The organism is Janthinobacterium sp. GL_088, from assembly GCF_057837845.1.
Genome location: NZ_CM174453.1, coordinates 4,615,839 through 4,642,268, shown reverse-complemented (window position 1 = coordinate 4,642,268; position 26,430 = coordinate 4,615,839). Strand labels below are relative to the sequence as shown.

Sequence of the window (26,430 nt, the reverse complement as noted above, 5' to 3'; positions counted from 1 at the left end):
GCCAGCAATGACCGAAGCAAGCCCAGAACCTTCCTTGGCGGAAACGCCGCCCGACCCCCGCGCGCAAGTGCTGGCCACGGTCGCCAAGCTGCCGAACTTGCCCGGCGTGTACCGCTATTTCGACGCCGCCGACAAGGTGTTGTACGTCGGCAAGGCGCGCGACCTGAAAAAGCGCGTGTCCAGCTATTTCCAGAAAAACCTGGCCAGCCCCCGCATCGCCATGATGGTCGAGCGTATCGCGCGCCTGGAAACGACCGTCACGCACAGCGAGGCGGAAGCCTTGATTCTGGAAAACAACCTGATCAAGGCGCTGCAACCGCGCTACAACATCCTGTTCCGTGACGACAAGTCGTATCCGTATCTGAAAATCACCAATGGCGATGCGCCGCGCATGGTGTATTACCGGGGCGCGGTGGACAAGAAAAACCAGTATTTCGGGCCGTTCCCCAGTTCCTGGGCCGTCAAGGAGTCGATGCAGATACTGCAAAAGGTTTTTCTCATCCGCACCTGCGAGGACAGCGTGTACGCCAACCGCACGCGGCCTTGCCTGCTGCACCAGATCGGCCGCTGCAGCGCGCCGTGCGTGGATCTGATCAGCAAGGAAGATTACAAGAATGACGTGGAAAACGCGGCGCGCTTCCTGCGCGGGCGCCAGAGCGAAGTGATGGCGGACCTGGAAAAGAAGATGCACGCGTTTGCCGCCGAGCTGAAGTTCGAGCAGGCCGTGGTGGTGCGCAACCAGATCGCTTCGCTGTCGCGCGTGCTGCACCAGCAAAGCATGGAAACGACGGGCGACGCCGACGTGGACATCCTCGCCGTGCTGGTGCAGGGCGGACGCGCCTGCGTCAACCTGGCCATGGTGCGCGGCGGACGCCACCTGGGCGACCGCGCCTACTTCCCCAGCCAGCTCAGCGATGCGGCGGCGATTGCCGAGGAAGCCATCGAGGTGGAAGTGCTGGCCGCCTTCCTGGCCCAGCACTACACGGAAAAATTTATTCCCGGCACCCTGATCCTGAATATCGAATTCGACCAGCCAGCCCTGATGGTGGCGCTGATGGAGCAGTGCGGCCACCGCATCAACCTGATCTTCCAGCCGCAGGGGCAACGCCGCCAGTGGCTTGAGATGGCGCAAAAGGGCGCCGAGATTTCGCTGGCGCGATTGTTGTCCGAGCAGGGCTCGCAGCAGTCGCGCACGCGCGCGCTGGCCGAGGCGCTGCGCCTGGATTTGGGCGACCTCGACAGCCTGCGCGTGGAGTGTTTCGACATCAGCCACACGCAAGGCGAGGCGACGCAGGCGTCGTGTGTCGTGTTCCACCACCACGCCATGCAGAACGGCGAATACCGGCGCTACAACATCAACGACATCACGCCCGGCGATGATTACGCGGCCATGCGCCAGGTCCTCATGCGCCGCTACGAGAAAGTGGCGAATGGCGATGGCGTGATGCCCGACGTGGTCTTGATCGACGGCGGCAAGGGACAGATCGAAATGGCACGCCAGGTGTTCGCCGAGCTGGGACTCGATATCAGCCTGATCGTCGGCGTGGCCAAGGGGGAAGGGCGCAAGGTGGGCCTGGAAACCCTGCTGTTCGTCGATGGCCGCGCGGCGCAGGAACTGGGCAAGGAGTCTGCGGCCCTGATGCTGATCGCGCAGATTCGCGACGAAGCGCACCGCTTCGCCATTACCGGCATGCGCGCCAAGCGCGCCAAGACGCGCCAGACGTCGCGCCTGGAAGAGATAGAAGGCATCGGCGCCAAGCGCCGCCAGAAGCTGCTGTCGCGCTTTGGCGGCTTGCGCGGCGTGGTCGATGCCAGTGTCGAGGATTTGATGTCGGTGGAGGGGATTTCGACTCAGCTGGCAGAAGAAATCTACAAGCAGTTGCATTGATGAATAGCTTGCCTGGTCCGGTGCTGCGGCAACCGGACTAGGCTAATATCCTGGGGCCATGTAGACTAGTGGCGCTTTCTTCACGCTTTCTTGATATTCAATTTACCCGTCGGCCGATTGCTCCTTTATGCCTTTTAATATTCCCATCCTTTTGACCTGGCTGCGCGTGGCCCTGATACCGCTCGTCGTCGGCGTGTTTTATTTGCCGCCGTCGATGCTGCTGCATGGCGACCAGAACCTGGTTGCCACGCTGGTCTTCATTGTTGCCGCCGTGACCGACTGGTTCGACGGCTTCCTCGCGCGGCGCTGGAACCAGACCTCGGCCTTTGGCGCCTTCCTCGACCCGGTAGCCGACAAGCTGATGGTGGCGGGCGCCTTGCTGGTGCTGGTGCAGCTGGACCGTGTCAATGCAGTGCTGGCCTTCATCATCATCGGCCGTGAAATCACGATTTCCGCCTTGCGCGAATGGATGGCGCAGATCGGCGCTTCGAAATCGGTGGCCGTCAGCTCGATCGGCAAGATCAAGACGGCCGCGCAAATGACGGCCATTCCCCTGCTGCTGTACCACGAAGTGATCTTCGGTGCGATCGATACCCACGTGTGGGGCGAAAAGCTGCTGTGGATCGCCTGCGTGCTGACGGTGTGGTCGATGTTCTATTACTTGCGCCTGGCATGGCCCTTGATCAAGGAAAAAGCGGGGAATTTGCACTAAGAATAAGCAGGCGGCTGCTTTATGCGGAATATTTTGCAAAACACCAGATATTGCCCGTTGACAGCCCCTGTAATCCCTCTATAATGCTGGCCTGTTGTTGATGACGCGGGAGTAGCTCAGTTGGTAGAGCGCAACCTTGCCAAGGTTGAGGTCGAGAGTTCGAGACTCTTCTCCCGCTCCAGTTTTCTGGATCGTGTCATAGGTAAAAACAGCGAATGCAGTAAAAAGTAGTACTGGCGATGTAGTAGAGCTTCTGATACAATGTTGTCCACTGCGGGAGTAGCTCAGTTGGTAGAGCGCAACCTTGCCAAGGTTGAGGTCGAGAGTTCGAGACTCTTCTCCCGCTCCAGTGAATACTGGATCAGCAGTAAAGCAGCACTGGTAAACGGTAGCAAAAGGCAGTAAAATAGCGGTTCGTATGCGGGAGTAGCTCAGTTGGTAGAGCGCAACCTTGCCAAGGTTGAGGTCGAGAGTTCGAGACTCTTCTCCCGCTCCAGCGAAAGCTGAAGCAGCAAAGCAAGATGGCAGTAGCAGAAAATAGAAGCTCCAATGCGGGAGTAGCTCAGTTGGTAGAGCGCAACCTTGCCAAGGTTGAGGTCGAGAGTTCGAGACTCTTCTCCCGCTCCAGAATTCTAAAGGGAAGCTAAGCTGGCTTCCTTTTTTTATCCGTCGCAGTAGTCGGCGCGATTAGGCGGTAACCAAGCTCCAATGCGGGAGTAGCTCAGTTGGTAGAGCGCAACCTTGCCAAGGTTGAGGTCGAGAGTTCGAGACTCTTCTCCCGCTCCAGTTTTCAAGGTGTGCCGCAAGGCCCATCAGCAGTTCCTCTGGCGAGGTAGCAAAGAGGTTATGCAGCGGCCTGCAAAGCCGTTTAGACGGGTTCGATTCCCGTCCTCGCCTCCAGATGAAAAAAATAGCCCACTTTCGAGTGGGCTATTTTTTTGTCCAGATGGCTGTGCCATTTCTGCGCGGTTTCAATCGCTCATGACAAACGTGGCCTTGCTACATACGCATGCGTGAATACGATCACGTTACTGCAACACCTCATCAATACTGTTAATGAACCTGGTGTTGCGCTTGTGGTTTGAAACCGCTCCATGTGGCTCTGCATTAAACTTCCCATTGAAATTTCAAAGTCAATGATTTATTGGTCTTAGTCGGTTCGCGAGTCCTGTCATGCGAATAGCCAACCGACAGCGACCTTCCGTGGCGCCAGAGGTGACGGTATAGCAGTGAGCGGTGTACTTGCCTCTCCGCCCAAGACTCCAAGCCCGAAACTCCGTCGTCGCTGCGCGCCGCTGCCGTGTTTTGAGCCAGAAGCCGCAGTGAGTCAGTGGATGTGAAATGCAGCATGCCGAGCCAGCGCCAACTGTTGTCGACGAATGCAGGCCGTCCGAGCGTTCCCTGGACCCAGGCACGGTTCCAGCGCGGCTCAAGTTCTACCGCCCATCCACGTGGCAGTGAAAAACGCAAGCCCATTTCGGCAGTAGCGTTGCCGCCACGGCCCACGCGGTCGGCGTCAACATCGAGCTGACGGCCAAGCGTCACCTCGGCATTGAGCTTGGATAGCCATGGCAACGGAGATGATCCGAATCCAAAGTGCACAGCCGGCGTGTTGTGAAGCTGTCCCTCTCGATGCGCACGCTGCTGGTCGAAGCCAAGATTTGCCCAGAAGTCAGTCTGGCGCGATGCGCGTAGCGAGATCCCTGGTTGTACCTTGCGTTCGATAATTTGGTTTACCTGTTGGCCTAGCGTGGGATCTGGTAGCGTGCGAATCTCGTGCAGGCCAAGGTGTGCTTCCACCTCGTATAAATCGAGCGACACTGACTCCAGTTCAAGTCGATGCTGTCCGAGACGGCGATTGACGTTGATCTTGGTCGTGACGACACCGGTTTGTGGTACGAAGCCGTTATCGTTAATGAAGCCGGGGCTGCTTGCCTCAAGGAGGAAGTCGTTCCACCAAGTCTCATTAATATGGTTGAATTTGGCTGAAAGGTAGGTGCCGCTGCGGGTTGGCGCGCGGACCGGGGCCTGAGATGCTTGTTCGACGAAACCAACGTTGGTTTTTGAATGCATTAGCAACCACGCAGCCTGCTGGCCATCGCCGCGCCACTGTCCGTCGAAACCGGTCACATGGTTTGAGCCAGCGAGACCATAGTCGCGCTGGGAGACAAAGGCACCCAGCAGTGCGCCATCGCCGTGCCAGCGCGCGCGCACCAGGCTGGCAAGAGTGCGTGACGTCTGGTCAAATTCGGAGGTTTCGTAGGCGCCACCGCGCTGGATGACTCCACCTTCCCGATCTCGTAGGCTCATCGCGGTCGCATCAGCCTTGGCGGCACGCCAAGTCGCTCGCAGACCCCATTCCGGATCGACTACCGTGCGTGAATAGAATGCGGCCAAAGGCAGTCCGAGTACGTCGGAGCTTTCCAGAAAAAATCCTCGTTTCTCTGGAAGGCTGAGTGCGATGCGGCTGGCTCCGTTGGAAGTTGGCTCATCGATTTCCACCTGTGAGTAATCGGGATTCAGGGTGCCGTTGAAGACCCAGTCGGCGCGAGGCCTGGCATTAATCTCCAGTCCTAAGCTGGTCCGGTTGGCGTGGCGCTGGCCCTGCTTATCAGCGTCGCGCGTCGAGCGCATGGTCAACTCAGGTTTTATTTCCAGAAAACTGCGGTCGCGTACCGCTAGTACTGTGCCTTCCATGCCGCTGATCTCCTGCAACACGGCGATATGGCTTAAGGCATCGATAGTAAGCGGGGTACTGGTCAGCAGCAGGGCACCGGCGTGAGGCACGCTACGCTCGATCATGGCGCGCCACGTTTTGCCATCGGCGTATGGGAAGCGCAGATTCGACAATGGCCAGCGGACCTCCATGCTGTAGCCGTCGGCAAGACGCTGGACTGCTGCGTCGATAGGAAAATCGGGACCAAGGTCGGTCTCGTCCTCGTCGGCACGATAGATGCCGTCGCTCACCACGCCGGCGATATTTACGCGGACGAACTGGGCGGCGCGGCCATGGCCGGTCGGATCGAGCCAGATGCCGATAAAGTCTTGTTCGGTGCCTACTTTGTCACGCCGCGCCAGCGAACTTTGCTGCTTCCCTGGCGCATCATCCCAAGCGCGTATGCCGAATATCAAGGCGTCTTCATTGATCAGCAACTGCACGGTAGTGCGCAGCTGTGGTCGCACAGGCCGACCGCTCTCGGGCATAAACTCATGAAAATTTTCGAACAGTGGCGCACTTTTCCATGCCTCATCGAGCAGAAGTCCATCAATGACCGGCGAGGTATTTTTAATTAGAAGCGCCTTCAGGTGGGCTGGTTCTTGACTTTCATCCCTGGATTTTTGTTGTGCTCCCGCTTCGACGAAAGCAGCTAAGCTCGAAAAAATAAATGCGCTGACCAGTTTCTTTTTACTGCGGAACGTATTGAAAAAAGAATCCACTATCACCCTTAAGTCTGCATGTTGGCAGGCTGACGACGCCAGCATGAATATTGTCCGGGAGTGTAACCGAAGTTCGGATTTTTTGAAAATACATTGAGGGAAATGTATTTCCTGGGAATATTTATCATTAATTAATAACAACGACCGTGATCAACTCTAATTGCCAGGGCCGCTTGTTTATATATGTTTAAAAAATATTCAGGATTTTCGTTTTCGAACTAATCCATGGAAAATTATTGCGAAGTTATGGCGAACAGAAGCGGATGTAATGCAAGGTACCAATCGTTAGCAGAGCGAGCACTGCTAACGATTGGTACCACAGCCGTACGCCGATTGTGGAAGCTGGAAATCACAGGAATTTATTGGCGGGTGTACTTGATCCGTGGGGTCTGAATCAGCGACAAGTGGCATGCTGCCTCCTGCAGGATTCTGTCGTTATGTATCTTTAGATATGCAGCATCCATGGCAGCTTATTTTTCTGGAGGGCGAGCCATTTTCTTGGGCATCAGGTCTGTTAATGGGAAACGCAATGGCTATTCACGTAGCACCTCGGGTGCGCTGCCGTAGTCAGGTAATTCCGAACACGACAATGGGCTGCAGCAGATTTCCCTATTTTGAATAGGTCCGCTTGCAGTTGTGGAAGCCGACAATGTAACCGGTGATGTCGGCCTTTGCTTTGGCATGGCTGGCATATCGGTGTTGCCACACGCCAAGCCGCGCAAGTTAAGAAGAATGCAGATGATTAGACCGGTCAGTCGGTTAAGTGGTATTTGACGCGACACAGGCTTTGCGCGGCCGTTGGCCTTGCTGAAGTCTCTTTTTCGACAATGGCAAGGCGACAAGTAATGAAGATTTTTTGCTCTCCATTGGCTCCCATGTCACTTTCCGCTTTAGCGTCCTAGTTTGCCGGCCATTTGGATTCAGATCAGCTGCGCCACGGCGCGCGGACATTCTCGTTCGACCCGTGCTGGCACGGGCTGTGCGGGGCTGCGAAGTAGGTGGTGCTCTGTTCTCGCTTGAATTCTCCGCGCTATTTGTTTTTTTGGGGGGGGGCGGCGGCATCAGGTTGTTGGCCGAACGGCAAAGACATTTGGCAATGGATCGAATGGAGGTCAGGTCGTGCGCCCATGGTAATTATGATGGGTGGTCAAATGTTTGTAGATTCTCTTCATGGCAGCACTTTGCTGCAAAGGTATTGCACTTGCTTCCTGAGGGCGCCAAGTATGTAATTCATTATTTAAGCTGTTCTTAATAATTATTATTAAAAACGTGATTATTGGATAGATTTTATGGCATTGTAAAATGCAAGGAAATGGACGGTGGTAGTAATTATTTATATGTACATGTTGAAAAATAGAAAATAATCTTTACAATGCTGTTTTGTTTAAATACTATGTTGCAAACCTAAGGGGGCTACTCAGGAGTTTCTGTGGATTGAAAGTTGTGCATTGATAGGAATGGTGAAAATTTCGATATTTTGTATTTTAATATTATGCACAGTTGGTCACCGAGACTGTCATTTTGAGTCGTACTGACTTAATTGATTGTCTGTATTTCCTTGTGGGAAACAAAGCGTAGAGCTTATTTTCAGCGGTTGGTGCTTGCTGAAAGGGATATTTGTTGGCAATTTCATGGTTGTTTTCATTCGATGAGCTAATGTTGCTGCTTGTTAATAGTCCAAGCTGCAACTCTCTCTCTGCAATCGTTCGTGATGACAACTATCAGTTTCAAATCCCAAGCCCAACACCGGTTTAATTGGCCGTGTACGGATTATCAGCAACGAGCGGTGGGTGTTCTCGTTAGCAATGTGTTTTGGTATCAGATTAACGTAGCAGTTCTCTCGCGGCGCGATCTGAAAGGGAAGTTGGCATGGCATCCACGCATGAAGTGGAAATTGTCATGCAAGTGAATGCTTGGCTTGGCGATGTTTTATTTTCGACTGTGCAAACAATCGAGCGACGATGGGAGCGATTGCTCTATTTTTGCTGTTGGATATGTACGGGTTTTTGTTTGGTGTCCGCATTGCGGGCTGGTAAATAAATTGATAGTGAAGGCTTCATGAGTAGCTCGATACTTCCCCCTTTTTCCATGTCCTCCGCTCAGCAGGACATTATCTTTCATCAACTCCGTCAGCCTGAAGTTCCAATGTACAACATTGGGGGGTATGTCGAGTTCTGCCAAGCGTTGGATGTTCCTCTCTTGACGCAATGTGCTCAAGAGTGCATCAATGGCAGTGCGGGTCTGCATGTACGCCTTCATTTCAATGAGGATGGCGCATGGTTGCGTCAGACAGTTGATACAGTCGAACTGACGCTGTTCGATGTCTCGCTCTCCCCTGATTCTGAACAGCAAGCACGCGGTCTGCTTGACACGCACTTCGCTCAAGTATTTAAACTGGATACAGGTCCGCTGTTGAGAGTCGGTTTGATTCGCTTGTCGCCTCAGCGATACTGGTATTTTACAGTGGCACACCATCTCGTGATTGATGGCTGGGGATACACCAACTTACAACAGAAAATTTTTTCGCTTTATTCGGACCGCGCCTCTGGGATCGAAACGGGGCCAGGCTCGGCGCCACTTGAGGCGCCGATATTGACGCAGCCGCGCAATGGTGCCGAGGCATTTTGGCGCGCCGAACTGGCGGAACTTCCACCCTTGCTGTTCGTTCCTAAGTTGTCGGAGAGCGGCGGTAGCGATGTTGGACGAACCTCGCACCGTATTGAGCGTTCGCTTTCGGCTTCGTGGTTCAAAAAGGGTCAAGAATCCGGCTCTTTCGGCGGAGGGCTGCCGTTCTTCCTTGGTGTGCTCTTTGCCGCCGTAGGCGGGCTCTACGGTCATGACGAGATGACGGTTGGTGTGCCCATCCACAATAGACGCACGGCGGCAGAGCGAAAGCAGATATCGCTCGCGATGCAAGTTTATCCCGCGAAACTTTCCGGACAGCTCGATCAGACGTTTGATGATTTATGTGCCGACATTGCGCGCCGGTTGCGTGGCATATACCGACATACCAATGTACCTCTTTCCCGCTTGTTCGCCGAGCGGGACGTGTTGCATGGTGAACAACGCGTTGCAATTTTTGATGTTATTTTTAACTATCAGAAGCTTGATTTCGACTTTGCCGATTTGGGGCTACAAGCATCAACGCATTTTCTGCAGAATGGATTTGAGCAGACTCCCCTGACGTTTACCGTGTGCGACTACGGAGATGCATCAGCTCCCTTGTTGCAAATTGATTACCATGTTGGCTACTTTGACCAAGCTGAGGTGGAAGCTTTGGCCGATGTTTACTGCGGCCTGCTGCTGCAGGCCAGCGCTGCTTCCGGACGTGCACTGGAGCATTTCGACTTATTGACGTCCAGGCACCGTGAGCAGCTGCAACTGTGGCATCCCACTCCCTGCATTCCGCCAGCCGATAGAACGCTCTGGGCATGTTTTGCGCGAGAAGTGGCGCGGGCTCCCGGTGAGTTGGCAGTGCAAGCCGGCGAGGTAACGTTAAGCTATTCAGAGTTGGAAATCCAGGCTTGCTTGCTTGCGGCACGTCTACATGCGAGCGGCGTGGTGAGGGGCGACCGTGTTGCGGTGCTACTGGAGCGAAGTGTGGCACTAGTGGTAACTTTTTTGGCGACGTTAAAGGTCGGCGCGGTGTATGTGCCCCTTGACACCGCCTATCCATCAACCCGGCTGCAACTCCTGCTCGCGGATGCCAGTCCGCAACTGGTGATAACGACGAATAACTTGGTACATTTGGCCGGGCATGGTGCCAGAATAGTGTTGCTCGATCAGCCCGTTGCTAAGTTTGAGGAAGACGTATTGCCGCCGGCCGCGGGTTGCCTTTCCAGCGATCCTGCCTACATGATCTACACGTCGGGCTCGACGGGCATGCCTAAGGGTGTCGTAGTAACACATGAAAATGTTGTGAGCTATTTGCATGCTGTGCGCGAGCGCTACAACGTGCAGGCGCCGCTACGCGTGCTTCAGTTTGCTAGTGTGGGTTTCGATATTTTCATCGAGGAGCTTTGTTTGTCCCTTTTGTGTGGGGGCAGTCTGCATCTGCGTGACAGTGCTGCCGCGCCGGCGCCAGAGCAGTTGTGGGCAATGATCGAATCGCAGCAGATCTCTGCGCTTTCCTTGCCGACAGCATATTGGCATTTGCTTTGCGACGAGCTTTCCGATGACCAAGTCTCGATTGCGAGCAGCTTCTTGCGTCTGTGCGTGGTGGGTGGCGAAGCCATGCGACCAGATGCCGCAAGAGGATGGTTGGCGCGCATGCCTAGTGAGTTAGCGCTGTTCAATAGCTATGGGCCTACAGAGGCGACAATCATTGCCTCAGCAGAACGCATCACTGATGATCCTGCCAGCATGCTGACTATCGGCCTTCCTCTCAGTAATACTCGTTGCTATATCGTCGATCGGAAGGGGCGCCTACTGCCACCAGGCTTCAAAGGTGAGTTGTGGATAGGCGGCGCTGGCGTTGCCTGTGGTTACTGGCAGCGTGCGGATTTGAACCAACAGAGTTTCCGCTCCGACCCCTTTAATGCAGAAGCCGGCGCCAGGATCTATCGCAGTGGCGACTTGGTGAGCTGGCGAGGCGATGGCCATATGGTTTTTCACGGACGCATCGATCAGCAAGTCAAAATTTTGGGGTTTCGTATCGAAACGGGCGAAATCGCAGCCTCGTTGCGGCAACTGGCGCATGTGCGGGATGCCCATGTGGCTGTCCAGGATGGCGCCTTAGGCAAGCAGTTGATTGCCTATGTTGTACTAGACGAACTCGATTTCCCTCTGGCTCAACTGGCAGAACAATTGAAAGAATTGCTTCCCGAACAAATGGTACCCAGACTTTATATGGCGTTGCCAGAATTCCCACTCACGCCAAATGGAAAGCTCGATCATAAGGCTTTCCGTAGCGCTGGTGCCGAGGCGATTCGGTCGAATGTATTTGAATCAGCACGCAATGAAAGCGAGCAGATATTAGCTGAGGAGTGGATCAAGCTGCTTGCAGTTGAGGCCGTTAGTCGTCGAGATAATTTCTTCTCTTTAGGCGGGAATTCCTTGCTCGCGATGCGCCTGGTCAGCCGTTTGCGTGAACGAGGGCTGACGACCCGTGTCGAAGATGTGTTTCGTTCTGCGAATTTGGCTGATTTGGCGCAGGTGATGTCCCGTACAGCATGTAATGCAGTTGCGCCCGGCCCCGTAATTGCTCCTGGTTGCCTGTCGATTGACAGTGATATGGTGCCTCTTGCGGGCCTTAGCCAAAAAGAGATTGACCAGGTTGTCAGCACTGTTCCCGGTGGCATTGCCAACATTCAGGATATCTATGGTCTCTCACCGCAACAAAAGGGTTTTCTTTTCGAACATTTGCTTGAGCCTGACGCCGATCACTATGTGCTTTCCACCATCGTGCGCTTACCATCAGCCAGCCAGCTTGAACGGGTATTGCAGGCCTTGCGTACTGTGATTTGTCGGCAAGATGCGTTGCGCACCTTGTTTCTGTGGGAGGGATTGAACGCACCGATACAGGTGGTATTGAGAGAGGTAGGACTGGCCGTATTCCATGCGCCGGATGGCAATGCGCTGCAACAACTACGCAAAAAGGCACAGCCAGGCAGGATTTGCATTGACCTGCAATCCGCACCACTGCTGCAGGTACACGTGGCGACGGATGGTCCCCAGCAGCCAGTATATTTGCTTTTATTGGCACACCATATCATCGGAGACCATTTGTCCCAGGACCTACTGGTGGCAGAGGTTCAGCAACTTGTTACAGATGCGGGAGTGGAGTTACCTCGGCCTGCGCGTTATCGCGATTTCATTTCATCGCTGTATCACGCTGAGGAAAAAGAGCGCGCTCGCAGTAAGACCTTTTTCGAGGGTTTGCTCGGTGATTTCAACGAGCCTTCGTTGCCGTTTCGCCTCGCTGCCCTACGTAACAAAAAAAGTCGGGCGCCACTCGCCCATCGTGCGTTGGACTCGGAGCTGGCTAAGGCGATCCGAAACCGTTGCCAACTGGAGGGCGTTACGCCAGTGGCTTTGTTCCACCTCGTTTGGGCGCTGCTGATTGCAAAGACCTCAGCGAGCACCGACGTTGTATTCGGCACGGTATTTTCAGGCCGACTGCGCAATGTGCCGGATATAGAGCGCATGTTCGGGCCATTGATCAATACTTTGCCTTTCCGCTTGAGGCTGGATGGCATGTCGGTCGAGGATGGGTTGCAGCAGTCGCAAAATCTGTTGCGTCAGCTTATCCCCCATGAGCATGCGAATCTGGTCGACACGCAGCGCTGCAGCGGCGTAGCCGCACCGATGCCCTTGTTTACGGCCGCACTCAATTATGTGCATACGCAAAGCGAACCCTCCACTCAATGGGAAGTTGTCGACCAAGTCGAGTTGAACGAATGGAACATCTATCCGCTTAGCCTAACGGTGGAGGACTTGGCGTCAGACTTTTCTCTGTATCTGCAATGCGATCAAGGCGTCGATACCCAGCAGGTACTCGATGCCGTGCAAGCCACGCTGCAAGCCTTCCTTTGTGCGATTCAACGATCACCGGCTACTCCTTTGCTGACAATCGGTGTATTGCCCCAGGCTGAGCGAGCGAGGCTGCTTCAAGAAGGTCGTGCGACGCTGGTGCCGGCGGAGGCTGCGTGCCTGCATCAGGCGTTCGCGCTGCGGGCGGCATCGCAACCGGCGGCGGTGGCGCTGATCGATGGTGAAAGGCAGTGGTCTTATGGCGAGTTGGAGCGCGCGGCGAACGGCCTGGCGCAGCGCCTGCAGACGGCGGGGGCCATGCCGGGCACGCGGGTCGGGCTGTGCCTGGAGCGCTCGGGCGAGGTGGTGGTGGGCATCCTCGCCATTCTCAAGTGCGGCGCCAGCTATGTTCCGCTCGATCCGATCTATCCGGGCGAGCGTATCGCCTTCATGCTGGGCGACGCGGCAATCAGCATCGTGCTGGCGCAGGCATCCACGCGCCACTTGGTGGCCAAGGGATGCGACGTGCTGTTGTTGGATGACGGCGCCATGCCGGAGTTCGACGGGGATTGGACGCCTGTTGCAGGACATGCGGATGATCAGGCGTACGTGATCTACACCTCGGGTTCGACAGGACAGCCGAAGGGGGTGATGGTATCGCACGCGAATGTGGCGCGGCTGTTCTCCAGTACGGCGCCATGGTATCGCTTCAATGAGCAAGATTGCTGGTGCCTGTTCCATTCCTATGCCTTCGACGTCTCGGTATGGGAAATCTGGGGTGCGCTGCTGCATGGCGGGCGCCTGGTGGTGGTGCCGCGAGCGGTGGCGCAATCGACGCCGGACTTCTACCAGCTGGTGCGGGACCAGCGAGTGACGGTGCTGAACCAGACGCCGTCGGCGTTCTATGTATTCATCGAGCAGGATCAGTTGACGCCGGCGCCGCTGGCGTTGCGCACGGTGGTGTTTGCTGGCGAGGCGTTGGCCCTGGACAAGCTGCGGCCGTGGTTCGAGCGACACAGCGACACGGCGCCGGAGCTGGTGAATATGTACGGCATCACGGAAACGACGGTGCACGTGAGTTACCGCCGGATCCGCCAGATCGACGCGCAACGCAATCTGGGCAGCCTGATCGGACGTCCCATTCCGGACCTGACGCTGTGGCTGCTCGATGCCAGGGGAGAACCGGTGCCGACTGGCGTGGTGGGCGAGCTGTGCGTGGGGGGGGCGGGCGTGGCAGGCGGCTATCTGAACCGTCCGGAGCTGACGGCGGAGCGCTTCGTGGCGCATCCGGAACTGGGCGCTGGGGAACGGCTGTACCGTTCCGGCGACCTGGCGCGCTACACGCATGATGGCGAGCTCGAATATCTGGGCCGCAGTGACCACCAGGTGAAGATCCGTGGCTTCCGTATCGAACTGGGAGATATCGAATCGGCCCTGCGCGCCTGTACGGGCGTTGCCGATGCGGTGGTGCTGGCCGATAGTTCGCCTGCCGGTAGCCGCCTGGTGGCGTATGTACAGGGTGCGGAGGATGGCTGCGACAGCGCTTCGCTGCGCACCGAACTGGCGGTACGCCTGCCGGACTATATGGTGCCGTCGCTGTACATCCCGGTGACGGCTTGGCCGCTGACAGCGAATGGGAAACTCGATCGCCGTGCGCTGCCTGCTCCCGACATGAATGCTGTTACTGATGCGGATTTCTCGGCCCCGGAGGGGGAAGTGGAGAGCGCCTTGGCTGCTATCTGGCAAGAGCTGCTTGGAGTTGGGCCCATCAGCCGTCATAGCGATTTCTTCGCATTGGGAGGCCATTCCCTGCTGGCGATGCGCTTGGCATCGACCATTCGCGACACCTTCTATATGGACTTTAGCTTGAACAAAATTTTTGAACAAAGCGTATTGCATTTGCAGGCTGGAATGATTGCCATGTTAATTGAAGAAAATGCATTGAGTGCGCGTCTAAGCGCCAATGTTCAGGATACTAGCGAGGGGTTCTGGTTATGACATTACATGAGTTACTGCAAGCGCTTGAAACGCGAAATATTTCAATTGGCCTCAAGGATGGGCGCCTGTTCATTGGTGCCAGACCGCAGGAAATCGGTGATGACCTACTTGGACATTTACGTCTGCAGCGCGATGCGCTGGAAAAGCACTTTGTCGAGCGGGCTGCCAAGGCGGCGCAACAGCTGATCACGGCGCACGTATCGAAGGGAGAACGTTGCCCTCTATCATCTAGTCAGCAGGGATTGTGGCTGATTGACCATTTTAATGGTGGCACCAGCACGCAGTACCACATGCCGCAGGTGCTGGAACTGGGCGGCGCGCTGGATCTGAAGCTGTTGCATGCGGCGCTGCTAACAGTGGTGCGGCGGCACGAGGTGCTGCGCACGGTCTATGCCAGCGATGGCGACACGGTGTGGCAGGAGGTGCACGAGGTAACGGCGTTCGAGTTGCCGGTCGATGAAATCACGCCGCAAACGCTGGAGCAAGCGGTCGAGGCGGAATGCGCGCGCCCGTTCGCCCTCGGCAGTGATCTGCCGCTGCGGGGCCGCGTGTTGCGCTTGTCGGATGAGCGTCATGTGCTGGTGCTGGTTATGCATCACATCGCCTCGGACGGCTGGTCCAGTGCGATTTTGGTGCGCGAGTGCTGCGAGGCTTACGCGGCGCTGGCGCAGGGGCGGACGCTGGCGCTGCCAGCGTTGCCTGTCCAGTACGCGGACTACGCGTACTGGCAGCAGCAGGAGCCGCAGCAGGCACGCCATGCGCAGCAATTGCGCTACTGGGAAGAAAAGCTGGCTGGCCTGCCGACGGTGCACAGCCTGCCGTTGGACTATCCGCGCCCCACGCAGCAAAGTTTTCGTGGCGCATTGCACCGCAGCCGTCTGGATGCGGAGCTGAGCGCGCGGCTGGTGGCGGCTTGTCGCGTACAGGGCGCAACCCTGTTCATGGGCTTGCACGCAGTGTTCAGCGCGCTGCTGTCGCGCTACAGCGGCGCCGATGATATCGCCATAGGCACGCCGATAGCCAATCGGGAACAGCCAGAGGTGGCCGCACTGATCGGCTTCTTCGTCAACACGCTGGTGCTGCGGGTGCAGATCGACGGTGAGGGCAGTTTTGCGGATCTGCTGCGCCAATGCAGAGAGACTGGACTGGCGGCGTATGCGCACCAGCAACTGCCGTTCAATGAATTGGTGGAGGCGCTCAATCCGGCGCGTTCGCTCAGCTATGCGGCGCTGTTCCAGGTCATGCTGTCGCTGCAGAATAATGAACAGGAATCGGGCTCGTTGGCTGGACTGAGCGTGACGCCGATGGAGTCGGCGCAACGCACGGCGCAGTTCGACCTGACGCTCGATGTAAAGGACGATGGCGCAGGCCTGGCCATGTCGTGGATTTATTGCAGCGACCTGTTTACCCCGGCGACGATCGGGCACCTGGCCGACAGTTTTGTCTGCCTGCTCGAAGCCGCGCTGGCGGCCCCGGATGCGCCAATGGCCCGATTGTCGCTGATTGACGGCGTCAGCCGTGCTGCGTTACTCGATGCCGGCCGTGCGACGCTGGTGCCGGCGGAGGCTGCGTGCCTGCATCAGGCGTTCGCGCTGCGGGCGGCATCGCAACCGGCGGCGGTGGCGCTGATCGATGGTGAAAGGCAGTGGTCTTACGGCGAGTTGGAGCGCGCGGCGAACGGCCTGGCGCAGCGCCTGCAGACGGCGGGGGCCATGCCGGGCACGCGGGTCGGGCTGTGCCTGGAGCGTTCGGCCGAGGTGGTGGTGGGCATCCTCGCCATTCTCAAGTGCGGCGCCAGCTATGTTCCGCTCGATCCGATCTATCCGGGCGAGCGTATCGCCTTCATGCTGGGCGACGCGGCAATCAGCATCGTGCTGGCGCAGGCGTCCACGCGCCACTTGGTGGCCAAGGGATGCGACGTGCTGTTGCTGGATGACGGCGCCATGCCGGAGTTCGACGGGGATTGGACGCCTGTTGCAGGACATGCGGATGATCAGGCATACGTGATCTACACCTCGGGTTCGACAGGACAGCCGAAGGGGGTGATGGTATCGCACGCGAATGTGGCGCGGCTGTTCTCCAGTACGGCGCCATGGTATCGCTTCAATGAGCAAGATTGCTGGTGCCTATTCCATTCCTATGCCTTCGATTTTTCGGTATGGGAAATCTGGGGTGCGCTGCTGCATGGCGGGCGCCTGGTGGTAGTGCCGCGCGCGGTGGCGCAGTCGACGCCGGACTTCTACCAGCTGGTGCGGGACCAGCGAGTGACGGTGCTGAACCAGACGCCGTCAGCGTTCTATGCCTTCATCGAGCAGGATCAGTTGACGCCGGCGCCGCTGGCGTTGCGCACGGTGGTGTTTGGCGGCGAGGCATTGGCCCTGGACAAGCTGCGGCCGTGGTTCGAGCGACACAGCGACACGGCGCCGGAGCTGGTGAATATGTACGGCATCACGGAAACGACGGTGCACGTGAGTTACCGCCGGATCCGCCAGATCGACGCGCAACGCAATCTGGGCAGCCTGATCGGACGTCCCATTCCGGACCTGACGCTGTGGCTGCTCGATGCCTGGGGAGAACCGGTGCCGACTGGCGTGGTGGGCGAGCTGTGCGTGGGGGGAGCGGGCGTGGCAGGCGGCTATCTGAACCGTCCGGAGCTGACGGCGGAGCGCTTCGTGGCGCATCCGGAACTGGGCGCTGGGGAACGGCTGTACCGTTCCGGCGACCTGGCGCGCTACACGCATGATGGCGAGCTCGAATATCTGGGCCGCAGTGACCACCAGGTGAAGATCCGTGGCTTCCGTATCGAACTGGGAGATATCGAATCGGCCCTGCGCGCCTGTACGGGCGTTGCCGATGCGGTGGTGCTGGCCGATAGTTCGCCTGCCGGTAGCCGCCTGGTGGCGTATGTACAGGGTGCGGAGGATGGCTGCGACAGCGCTTCGCTGCGCACCGAACTGGCGGTACGCCTGCCGGACTATATGGTGCCGGTAGCATTCGTTGCGGTGGATCTCTGGCCCTTGACTGCCAACGGGAAACTCGACAAGGCCGCGCTACCGCGGCCGGAAATGTCGGCTGCACGTATTTATGTGGCCCCGCGCGGGCAAGTGGAAGAGACCATCGCTCAAGTCTGGTGCACTATCCTTGGCCTGGAGCGGGTGGGACGCGATGAACATTTTTTTGCGCTGGGCGGGCACTCCATGCTGCTGGTGCGCATGACACAGTTGCTGCGTCAGCAAGGTTTTCGCCTGGATGCTCGCTCCGTCTACGGCGCCGCTACCTTGGCCGATTTAGCATTGTTGGTGAGTAATTCGGTCGATCATGTGACCGCCCCGTGCGTCAGCGGAATTCCAGAAGGCTGCACCCACCTTGAGGCGGAAATGGTGCCGCTGTCTGACTTGACTGATGAAGAACTCGCGCGCATAGAACGCGCTGTCGAGGGTGGCGCGGAGGCGATCCAAGATATTTACCCCCTCTCTTCGTTGCAGGCTGGCATGTTATTTCATCACAGCCTGCAAACCGAAGGTGACGCCTATCAGATACGTTCGGTCTATGCCTTCAGCGTGCGATCCACGCTCGATCAGTTTGTTGACGCATTGCAAACCGTAGTGGCACGACACGATATCTTCCGCACTTCTTTCCACTCGACGGGCTTGCGCCAAGCGCAGCAGGTAGTGCAACGGCGCGCTGTCGTACCCATCCAAGAAATTACGTTGAGCCAGGGAGGCGACCCCTTAGCCGCCTTGTTGGATGCCACGGATCCGCAGCGGATACGCTTGGATCTGACGCGCGCGCCTCTTCTTCGGCTGCAAGTGATCTACGATCTCGATAATCGTCGGTGGCTACTCGCCATGCTGGACCATCATTTAATTAGCGACAATTACACGCTTCAGTTAATCAGTAATGAAATTGAAGCAGTGATGCTTGGGCGAGCACATGAATTGATGCCAAGCTGGCCATATCGCCAGTTCATGGAGCAGATTCTGAAGCAGGACACCAGTCAGCAGGAACTCCATTTCAAAGCCCAATTGGCTGACGTGGTTGCCCCGACCGCCCCTTATGGCCTGATGGATATTCTGGGGGAGGGCGACAACTTGCAGGAAGTACGTGCTGTCGTGCAGGCCAGCCTGGCGGCTAGCCTGCGTGAGACGGCCAGTCACTGGCAAGTATCGACAGCTGTACTGTTCCACGTGGCTTGGGCCTTGGTGGTGGCGCGCACTAGTGGGCATGACGACGTAGTGTTCGGCACCGTTCTTTCCGGGCGCCAAGGTGGCGCCGCCGGCATTGAACACGCCATGGGACTGTTCATCAACACACTGCCCTTGCGTGTCGCATTGAAGCGGCGCAGCGCAGAGGAGGTCGTGGCCGAGACCGCTGCATCTTTGGCGCAATTGTTGTCGCATGAGCAGATGGCCTTGGCGCTGGCTCAGCGCTGCAGTGGCATTCCGACCGGCCTGCCGCTATTCACGGCGTTGCTGAATTACCGTCATGTCCGCTTGATCGAGGGGAAGCGCGATCCCGCCGCTGCTGCGCTTTGGGACGGCATCGCAATGCTGCATAGCGAAGAACGCAGTAATTATCCGCTTGGCCTGTCGGTTGACGACCATGGCGACGGCTTCTTGCTAACGTTGCAAGCGCATTGTGGGCTTGATTGCGAACGTATCCTCGGTTATGTGCAGGCTGCGCTCGCTGGACTCTGTCAGGCGTTAAGAGAGGGGGGCAAGAAACCAATACAGGCCATTGATATTCTTTCCTCAAGCGAGCGTGAGAAATTACTGTATGGCTTCAATGTCCATGTGTCGGACACGCCCCAGGTCAGCCTTGTGCATGAAATGTTTGCGCTGCAAGCGCGACTGTCTCCCGATGCGCTGGCCCTCGATGATGGCGAGCGACAACTCACCTTCCGTCAATTGGACTTGGAGGCGAACCGCTGGGCAAAGGCTTTGCAGGAGCGTGGTGTCGGTCCAGAGCGGCTCGTGGCCGTTTTCCTGGAGCGGGGTATTAATATGGTGATCGCGATGCTCGCCGTGTTGAAAGCGGGAGGTGCATTTGTGCCGATCGATCCACGCTATCCGTCACTGCGCATTGCCAACATGCTTGATGATGTCTCGCCGACCGTCCTGTTTTCCACCTCTTCACTGGCGTCGCGTGTAGAGCAGTCGGCCTTTCAGGTCCTTGCTATCGATGTACCTCTGAACGGGGCAATGGAGATAGCATCCGCACCGGCTGTCGCTGGCATAGGGCCACAGTCATTGGCATATGTTATTTTTACATCAGGCTCGACAGGCCGGCCAAAGGGCGTGATGGTGGAACACGGTAGCGTGTGCAATTTGATCGCAGCGCAAGCGCTGGCGTTCGGTGTGGATGGACAGAGTCGCGTGCTTCAGTATGCTTCGCCCAGCTTCGATGCCTGCGTTTCAGAAGTCTTCGTCACTCTCTGCAGTGGTGCGTCGCTGCACCTCGTAGCTGCGGAAGTTGTGCTGGCCGGTCCGTCCTTAGTCGATGTGGTGCAAGAACGCCAGATTACGCTCGCGACCATTCCACCTGCGGTGCTCAGCGCGCTAGATGATCCTGCGCCACTGGCTTGCATACGGACACTTGTCATCGCGGGAGAAGCTGCGCCTTCTGGGTTGGCGCAGCGTTGGGCGAAAGGGCGGCGGCTGATCAATGCTTATGGTCCTACCGAGGCTACTGTATGTGCAAGCATGTACGAATGCGAATCTGGCATTGAGGGCGTGGCGCCTATCGGTACGCCGATGGCAAACGTCAAGTTGTACGTTCTTGACGCATTGCTGCAACCGGTGCCACTGGGCGTGGCTGGCGAACTGTATATCGGTGGCGCGGGGGTGGCGCGTGGGTATCTTGGTCAGCCGGACCTGACCGCGGAACGATTCCTCGCCGATCCGTTTTCTGACCTGCCGCGAGCCCGCATGTACCGCACTGGCGATCTTGTCTGCCAGCGTGTCGATGGCAATCTTGATTACATCGGACGCAACGATCAGCAGGTAAAAATCCGAGGCATACGCATCGAGTTAGGCGAAATCGCAGAGTGTCTACGTATACACCCGCAGGTGCTCGATGCGATTGCAGTGATACATCGTTCAACGTCAGGTGCCACCCAATTGCTGGCATATTTCTGCGACCGACCAGGGGTAGCACCGGCGCCGATTGACGTCTTGCGGATGCACCTGGAGCAGAACCTGGCTGCAGCGTCGCTGCCTGCGGCATTGGTGAGGCTGGCGGCCCTCCCGTTGACGGTCAATGGAAAGTTGGACCGGAGTGCCCTGCCAGCACCCGAAGATGATGCGTTTGGCGAGCGCAGCTACAGTGCTCCGACATCGCAGGCGGAAGAACGCATTGTCGCCATCTGGTCTTCATTATTAGGCGTGTCCAGGATTGGTCGTGATGATAACTTCTTCCAGCTGGGTGGGCATTCGCTGCTAGCTATTGAATTGGTCGCTCACCTGCACCAGGCAGGACTGGAGTGCAGTATTGCTCAGTTGTATAAGACTCCGACGCCGGCCGGACTAGCCGCCAGCTGCGCTTCGCAGGACACAATGGCGCCGACGGCGCCGACGGCCAGCATCTTGATGGCGTTGAGCCAGCCGGAGATGGCACGCATAGAGGCACAGGTTTTAGGCGGGAGCGCCAATATAAAAGATGTATTTCCTTTGACTGCCTTGCAGGAAGGCATACTTTATCATTCAATCGCTGCAGAGCAAGGTGACGCATACTTGCTGCAAACCTTGCTGGCTTTCGATAATCGCGCCCGCCTCGACGGCTATCTCGACGCCTTGCGCCTGGTGATCGCCAGGCACGACGCCTTGCGTACGGCAGTCTTGTGGGAGGGGATAAACGCGCCTGTCCAAGTTGTGTTGCGTGAAGTTAATCTGTGCGTGGACGAGTGGCATGCAGGGAATGTTCCTGATGTGGAAGCGGCGTTACGCCAACGCTACGATCCAGGCCATATGCGTGTGAACCTGAATCAAGCCCCACTTATGCACGCGGCCGCCAGCTTTGACCCCGTCGGCGGACGGTGGTTGCTAGTCTTGTTGTGCCATCACTTGGTACTTGATCACACGACACTTGAAATCGTACTCGATGAAGTCCGCGCTATTCTGCGCGGACAGGCGAGCGCGTTGCTCGCGCCGCCATCATATGGTGCCTTGATCAGCGCTTCTTTGGAGGCTGCTCAACGCCCTGAGCACATACATTTCTTTTCAAATCTGCTAGGGACGTTGACCGAAGCCACTCTGCCATATGGACTCAGTGATATTCAAACGACGGGTAATACATTGCGCTCTGCCAGCGTTAAGTTGGATAGCGGACGCGTAACACGGCTGAAGGCCCAAGCTCAGGCGCTAGGAGTCAGTGCAGCAAGCCTGATGCATCTGGCTTGGTGCAGGGTCTTGGCGACGCTAGCTGACCGTAGCGACGTGGTTTTCGGTACGGTGCTGTTTGGTCGTTCGCGTGCCGATGGCGCACGTGCCGTAGGGCTCATGGTTAATACTTTGCCATTCAGGCTTGAACTCGCTGAATTGTCTGTGCGGGATGGCGTATTGGCTAGCCACGCGCTACTGGCGCAATTGATCGAGCGCGAAATGGTGTCATTAAGCAATGCCCAGCGTTGCAGCGGTATGTCGGCTCAATCAGCACTGTTTTCCTCACTGTTCAACTATCGATATTCTGCGCCGGACAGCGGTGAAACCAATGTGACCGGGCTAGAGGGCGTCATCGCCCTGTCCTCTGCCGAATTCAGCAATTACCCACTGAATACTGATGTAGATGATCACGGTGACACCATGTCGCTGACCGTGCAGATCGTTCAACCGTTTGATCCCTTGCAGGTGGCGTGCTTGTTTGATACATGCCTATCGTCTCTGGTCAATGCGCTCGATTTCAGTCCGCAAACGACGCTACTGTCGTTGGATATCATTCCCTCTGCTGAACGGGCAGTGCTTTTGCAGCTGGGAAGTGGTGAAGATGCGTTCGTTCCCGTGCGTGGTTTGCACCATAGTGTTGAAGACTTTGTACGAAGCCAGCCACAATCGATTGCCGTGCTCGATGGTGAAATTTCACTTAGCTATGAAGATGTGGACAGGCAGGCAAGGCTTATCGCCTTGGCCCTGCATCGCAACGGTGTCGGTGACGGCGATCGTGTTGGTCTGCATCTCGAACGCTCATGGCGCGTGCCAGTGGCGATACTGGGCATTCTCAAAGCTGGGGCGTCGTACGTGCCACTCGACGTCGGCCAACCGCCAGAACGCCTGGCTTTCTATCTCGAGGATTCGCGTCCGAGTTGCATCCTGGTTGACGGCATACCCGGTGATTGGGTTGGCGTAGTGCCTTGCCTGGATTTTGCGGAGGCCAGCGTTGAGGCGGCGGATTCCTTGCTACTTGCAAATTCATTGGAGGGCGCGGAGCACGCTGGCGACGCCTATGTCGTCTATACATCAGGAACGACAGGCAAACCTAAGGGCGTGGTAGTTGGCCACTACGCGATGCAGCATCGCTTGCTCGGATGGCAGCGCCGGCTTGGTCTGCTTGAGAAGCCGCCGCGCGTAATGCAGATGGCGGGTCTGTCGGTCGATATCTGTTTTGGCGACATGCTCAAAGCGCTAGGCACTGGAGGGGAGTTGGTGATCTGTCCCAATGCACTGTTGCTTGACCCCGCCGGCCTATTCGATCTGTTCCAACGCACTCGCGCTTCCTTTGGCGATTTTGTTCCGGCAGTTCTGCGCGAGCTGGTCACCTATGCCTCTGCCAGAGGCCTGCGGCTGGACTATCTGCAACATATTTTGGTGGGGTCGGAGAGCTGGTATGGCGCCGACTTGAGCGCTCTTCAAACGGTCCTTGCTCCGCAGGCAAGGGTTTTCAATGCTTATGGGCAAACGGAATCGATCATTGATGTCAGTCTGCAGGATGTGACGGCGTTACAGCTGGCAACGGACAAGGTCGTGCCGATCGGTCGTCCGTTGCCAAATACCCGGATGCTGGTGCTTGATCGCCATGTCGCCATTCAACCACTTGATGTGCCTGGCGAGCTGTACATCGGTGGACCTGGATTGGCGAGTGGTTATCTTGACCGCGAAGAGTTGACCGCAGAACGTTTCGTTCATGTGGCCGGTGTCGACGGGTTGGTGTACCGAACGGGAGATTTCGCCCGTTTTAATAGTGATGGCACGATGGATTTCCTGGGGCGCGCCGACCAGCAAATCAAGATTCGGGGCTTTCGAGTTGAGTTGCAGGAGATCGAAGCGGCGTTGCAATCGATAGAGGGTATTCGAAACGCCGTTGTAGTGCTGTTCGAGCGCAGTCCTGGCGACAGTTTGTTAGTCGCGCATATCGAATGGCCTGGCATTCTGGAGGGAAGTCAAGGACATTTGCGGCAAGCTCTTAAGTCGCTGTTGCCCGAGTACATGGTGCCAGCTTGCCTCATGTTTTGTACGCAGTTACCGCTGCTAGCGAGTGGGAAGGTTGACCGGAAGTCGTTGCCGGAACCCGTATTCGACTTGGCTACCGGCGACGAGACAGCGGATACCGAAAGCGAGCAATTGGTGGCGTCTCTATGGCAAGAGCTGTTGCAACTGGCCGCACCGCCTGGACGCTATGCCAATTTCTTTGAACTAGGCGGACATTCATTGCTGGGCGTGCGTTTTGTTACGCGTTGTCGTGAACAACTGGAAGTCAATCTTGCGATCAAAGATTTGTTCATGCATGCCACGGTCTGGGAAATGGGGGCATGGATTGACTTGAAACGGGCTCTTACATACACGCCAGATTCCGGGTTGTCCAATGCTGTTGGAGACGAGATAACAGTCACCGAGTGGTAAGCCTTGTAAGGGTGATTCCAAGCGAGATCGCTGTTTGAACCATATCAGTAGGCCTGGCATGGATCTCGTCGGTGTACATCCGGATACCAATTAAGCGAATAGCCAGAATGAAGTGTGCACGAAGCATTGTTGCTGAGTTGAAGCGGCTCGGCGGCCATCTGTATGCGGAAGAGCGGCGATTGAAAACGGCGGCCGGGCCTGGCGCAATGACACCAGCGATGGGGATTGTTATCGACACGCATAAGGAAGCGCAGATTAACCGATTAAGCGCGGCGCAATCCGAGAAAGTGGTTCCCGGCAAACGTTTCCCGCCAGCCTCCTGCTGGGCACACCGCGCTGTCCTATGGTCAGCAGGGGGGGGGCGGGCGTTGCCTGCACGGCGTACTGGCCGACATAACAACTGAACTGCTGTTTCCCTTCACTATCACGAGTAGAAAATTTTATGATAAAAGCAATTGTCTTGAAAAACCGATGGACTTTGGTGTTATGTGCCTTGCTGTGCGCTACATCCGCAGCCGCCAATGTGTTGCTGCTCGACTATCTGAATGGACAGGTGAGCTCGACTTCTGCCAGCAATAGTGCCTGGCTGTTCCGCTACCTGCTCGGCGTAGGCGGTTTGTTTATTGTTTCGCTGGTCGCCAGCGCCCTCCTTGTGCGCGTTTCCACCAGTGCTATCGCCGATATCCGTACTCATTTGCTAAAAGGTATCTTAGCCACAGAGTATCGTGATATTGAAACAAAGGGTAAGGGCGCTTTGTTGGGAGTGCTCACCGACGATATTGACAATCTTGCCAATGGCTTTAGCGATGCACCGCAATTCATGATGCATTCAGTCACCATCATCGCTTGCTTTTCATATTTGGCATGGCTTTCGCCCTATGCATTCGCTTGTTTCCTCGTAACAGTAGTATTGGGTGGTGCGCTGACGATGTTTATCTTGCAGCGTGGAAATAGGCAGTATGAAAATTATCGCGCACTGAAAGATGGCTATTACGTGCATCTTCATGCCATGTTCGATGGTGCGAAGGAGCTGGCCACAAATATGGCCAGGCGGCGGCATTTTATGCAGGAAGAATTGCTGCCTTCGGTAGGCTTGCTCAAGCGTTCGCAGATCAAGTGGGATCTCTATTGGCATCTGGGCCAGAGTTGGACCAGTGTGTTGCTATTTCTGGCGCTCGGCATTGCCCTTGCCGCAATTGAGTTTTCTCAGCCCGCGGTGCAGGGCCTGGCAGTGAGCTTCTTTGTCACTATCACGTTTGTATCGGGCTCAATCGACTTTGTCGTCAATATTATTTCGACTATGTCAAAGGCGATGGTATCGGCCCGCGTTGTATCGCGCCTTCAATTGACCTTGCCAGATGCGACTGTTCCTGCGCAAGTCCTCAATTCGCACGCTGACTGGCGTGAAATCAATTTCGAAAGTGTGTGCTACACGTCCAGCCATGGCGAAGATGCTGCATTTGAAATGGGACCGATTTCGCTCACGGTGCATCGAGGTGAAGTGCTATTCCTTGTCGGAGGAAATGGTAGTGGGAAGTCTACTTTTGCCAAGATCATGAACGGCTTGTATCAACGCAACTCGGGCGATATCCGTGTCGATGGAAAACTGATCGAATTGAATACGCCGCCTAGCTATAGATCCCTGTTTTCTACTATTTATTCCGATTATTACCTATTCGGCTCGGTGCTGGACAACAAGGGTGCACCCGTCGCTGATGAGCTTGCTAACAAAAAAATTGCGGAACTTAGCTTGACTGGCAAGGTGAAGGCCGAAGGGGGGCGCTGGTCCAGCACGGCCTTATCCCAAGGGCAGCGCAAGCGGCTTGCGCTGCTGCAGTGCTGGCTTGACGATGCCTCGGTTTGCGTGCTTGACGAGTGGGCCGCAGACCAGGACCCAGGCTATCGCGCTCATTTCTATGAAGTGTTGTTACCCGTGATGCGAGAGCAGGGGAAGACGCTGATCGTCATCAGTCACGACGAGCGTTATTTTCATCACGCTGACCGGGTTTGCAAATTCGATAGTGGTGTGCTGTCGGGCTTGCCGCAACGGATATCCATTTGAGTTGACTGAGCTTCACATTTTCTTGTTCTAA

6 protein-coding genes and 6 tRNA genes are annotated in these 26,430 nt (G+C 56.6%); 11 read left to right on the top strand and 1 reads right to left on the bottom strand.

All coding sequences use genetic code 11. The features are described 5' to 3' along the window. The first annotated feature begins 7 nt into the window (after positions 1-7). The 8 genes from uvrC to AC3IQ7_RS20545 all read left to right on the top strand — a co-directional run bounded on the left by uvrC (position 8) and on the right by AC3IQ7_RS20545 (position 3,500). Positions 8-1,888 (top strand): excinuclease ABC subunit UvrC, encoded by a 1,881-nt coding sequence (gene uvrC, locus AC3IQ7_RS20580; protein WP_099378413.1) that lies wholly within the window; start codon positions 8-10, stop codon positions 1,886-1,888. Positions 1,889-2,015: 127 nt separating this feature from the next. Beyond that, positions 2,016-2,600 (top strand): CDP-diacylglycerol--glycerol-3-phosphate 3-phosphatidyltransferase, encoded by a 585-nt coding sequence (gene pgsA, locus AC3IQ7_RS20575; protein WP_034749601.1) that lies wholly within the window; start codon positions 2,016-2,018, stop codon positions 2,598-2,600. 105 nt (positions 2,601-2,705) lie between these two features. Further along, a tRNA-Gly gene (locus AC3IQ7_RS20570) sits at positions 2,706-2,781 on the top strand. 92 nt (positions 2,782-2,873) lie between these two features. After that, positions 2,874-2,949, top strand: a tRNA-Gly gene (locus AC3IQ7_RS20565). Between the two features lie 71 nt (positions 2,950-3,020). Continuing rightward, positions 3,021-3,096: transfer RNA gene (locus AC3IQ7_RS20560), tRNA-Gly, on the top strand. A 55-nt stretch (positions 3,097-3,151) separates the two neighbouring features. Further along, a tRNA-Gly gene (locus AC3IQ7_RS20555) sits at positions 3,152-3,227 on the top strand. An 83-nt stretch (positions 3,228-3,310) separates the two neighbouring features. Next, positions 3,311-3,386 (top strand) — tRNA-Gly (locus AC3IQ7_RS20550). A 40-nt stretch (positions 3,387-3,426) separates the two neighbouring features. Continuing rightward, positions 3,427-3,500, top strand: a tRNA-Cys gene (locus AC3IQ7_RS20545). Positions 3,501-3,707: 207 nt separating this feature from the next. Here AC3IQ7_RS20545 and AC3IQ7_RS20540 read toward each other — a convergent pair. Next, positions 3,708-6,083, bottom strand: coding sequence for a DOMON domain-containing protein (locus tag AC3IQ7_RS20540; RefSeq protein ID WP_489207193.1), 2,376 nt, complete (start codon positions 6,081-6,083; stop codon positions 3,708-3,710). A gap of 2,013 nt (positions 6,084-8,096) precedes the next feature. Between AC3IQ7_RS20540 and AC3IQ7_RS20535 the strand changes: the two genes are divergently transcribed. From AC3IQ7_RS20535 to AC3IQ7_RS20525, 3 genes are all read left to right on the top strand, one after another. Continuing rightward, positions 8,097-14,507, top strand: a complete 6,411-nt coding sequence (locus AC3IQ7_RS20535; RefSeq protein WP_489207192.1) for an amino acid adenylation domain-containing protein — start codon at positions 8,097-8,099, stop codon at positions 14,505-14,507. Next, the gene (locus tag AC3IQ7_RS20530; protein ID WP_489207191.1) at positions 14,504-24,337 is read left to right on the top strand and encodes a non-ribosomal peptide synthetase; all 9,834 of its coding nucleotides are present in this window, start codon (positions 14,504-14,506) and stop codon (positions 24,335-24,337) included. The genes AC3IQ7_RS20535 and AC3IQ7_RS20530 overlap by 4 nt, the downstream gene beginning before the upstream one ends. 442 nt (positions 24,338-24,779) lie before the next feature. Next, on the top strand, positions 24,780-26,399 hold the full coding sequence (locus AC3IQ7_RS20525; protein ID WP_099380876.1) for a cyclic peptide export ABC transporter: 1,620 nt from the start codon (positions 24,780-24,782) through the stop codon (positions 26,397-26,399). Positions 26,400-26,430 lie beyond the last annotated feature (31 nt).

Coding starts and splice junctions, on each gene's coding strand:
- uvrC (WP_099378413.1), top strand. CDS start 8: ATGACCGAAGCAAGCCCAGAACCTTCCTTGGCGGAAACGCCGCCCGAC.
- pgsA (WP_034749601.1), top strand. CDS start 2,016: ATGCCTTTTAATATTCCCATCCTTTTGACCTGGCTGCGCGTGGCCCTG.
- AC3IQ7_RS20540 (WP_489207193.1), bottom strand. CDS start 6,083: ATGCTGGCGTCGTCAGCCTGCCAACATGCAGACTTAAGGGTGATAGTG.
- AC3IQ7_RS20535 (WP_489207192.1), top strand. CDS start 8,097: ATGAGTAGCTCGATACTTCCCCCTTTTTCCATGTCCTCCGCTCAGCAG.
- AC3IQ7_RS20530 (WP_489207191.1), top strand. CDS start 14,504: ATGACATTACATGAGTTACTGCAAGCGCTTGAAACGCGAAATATTTCA.
- AC3IQ7_RS20525 (WP_099380876.1), top strand. CDS start 24,780: ATGATAAAAGCAATTGTCTTGAAAAACCGATGGACTTTGGTGTTATGT.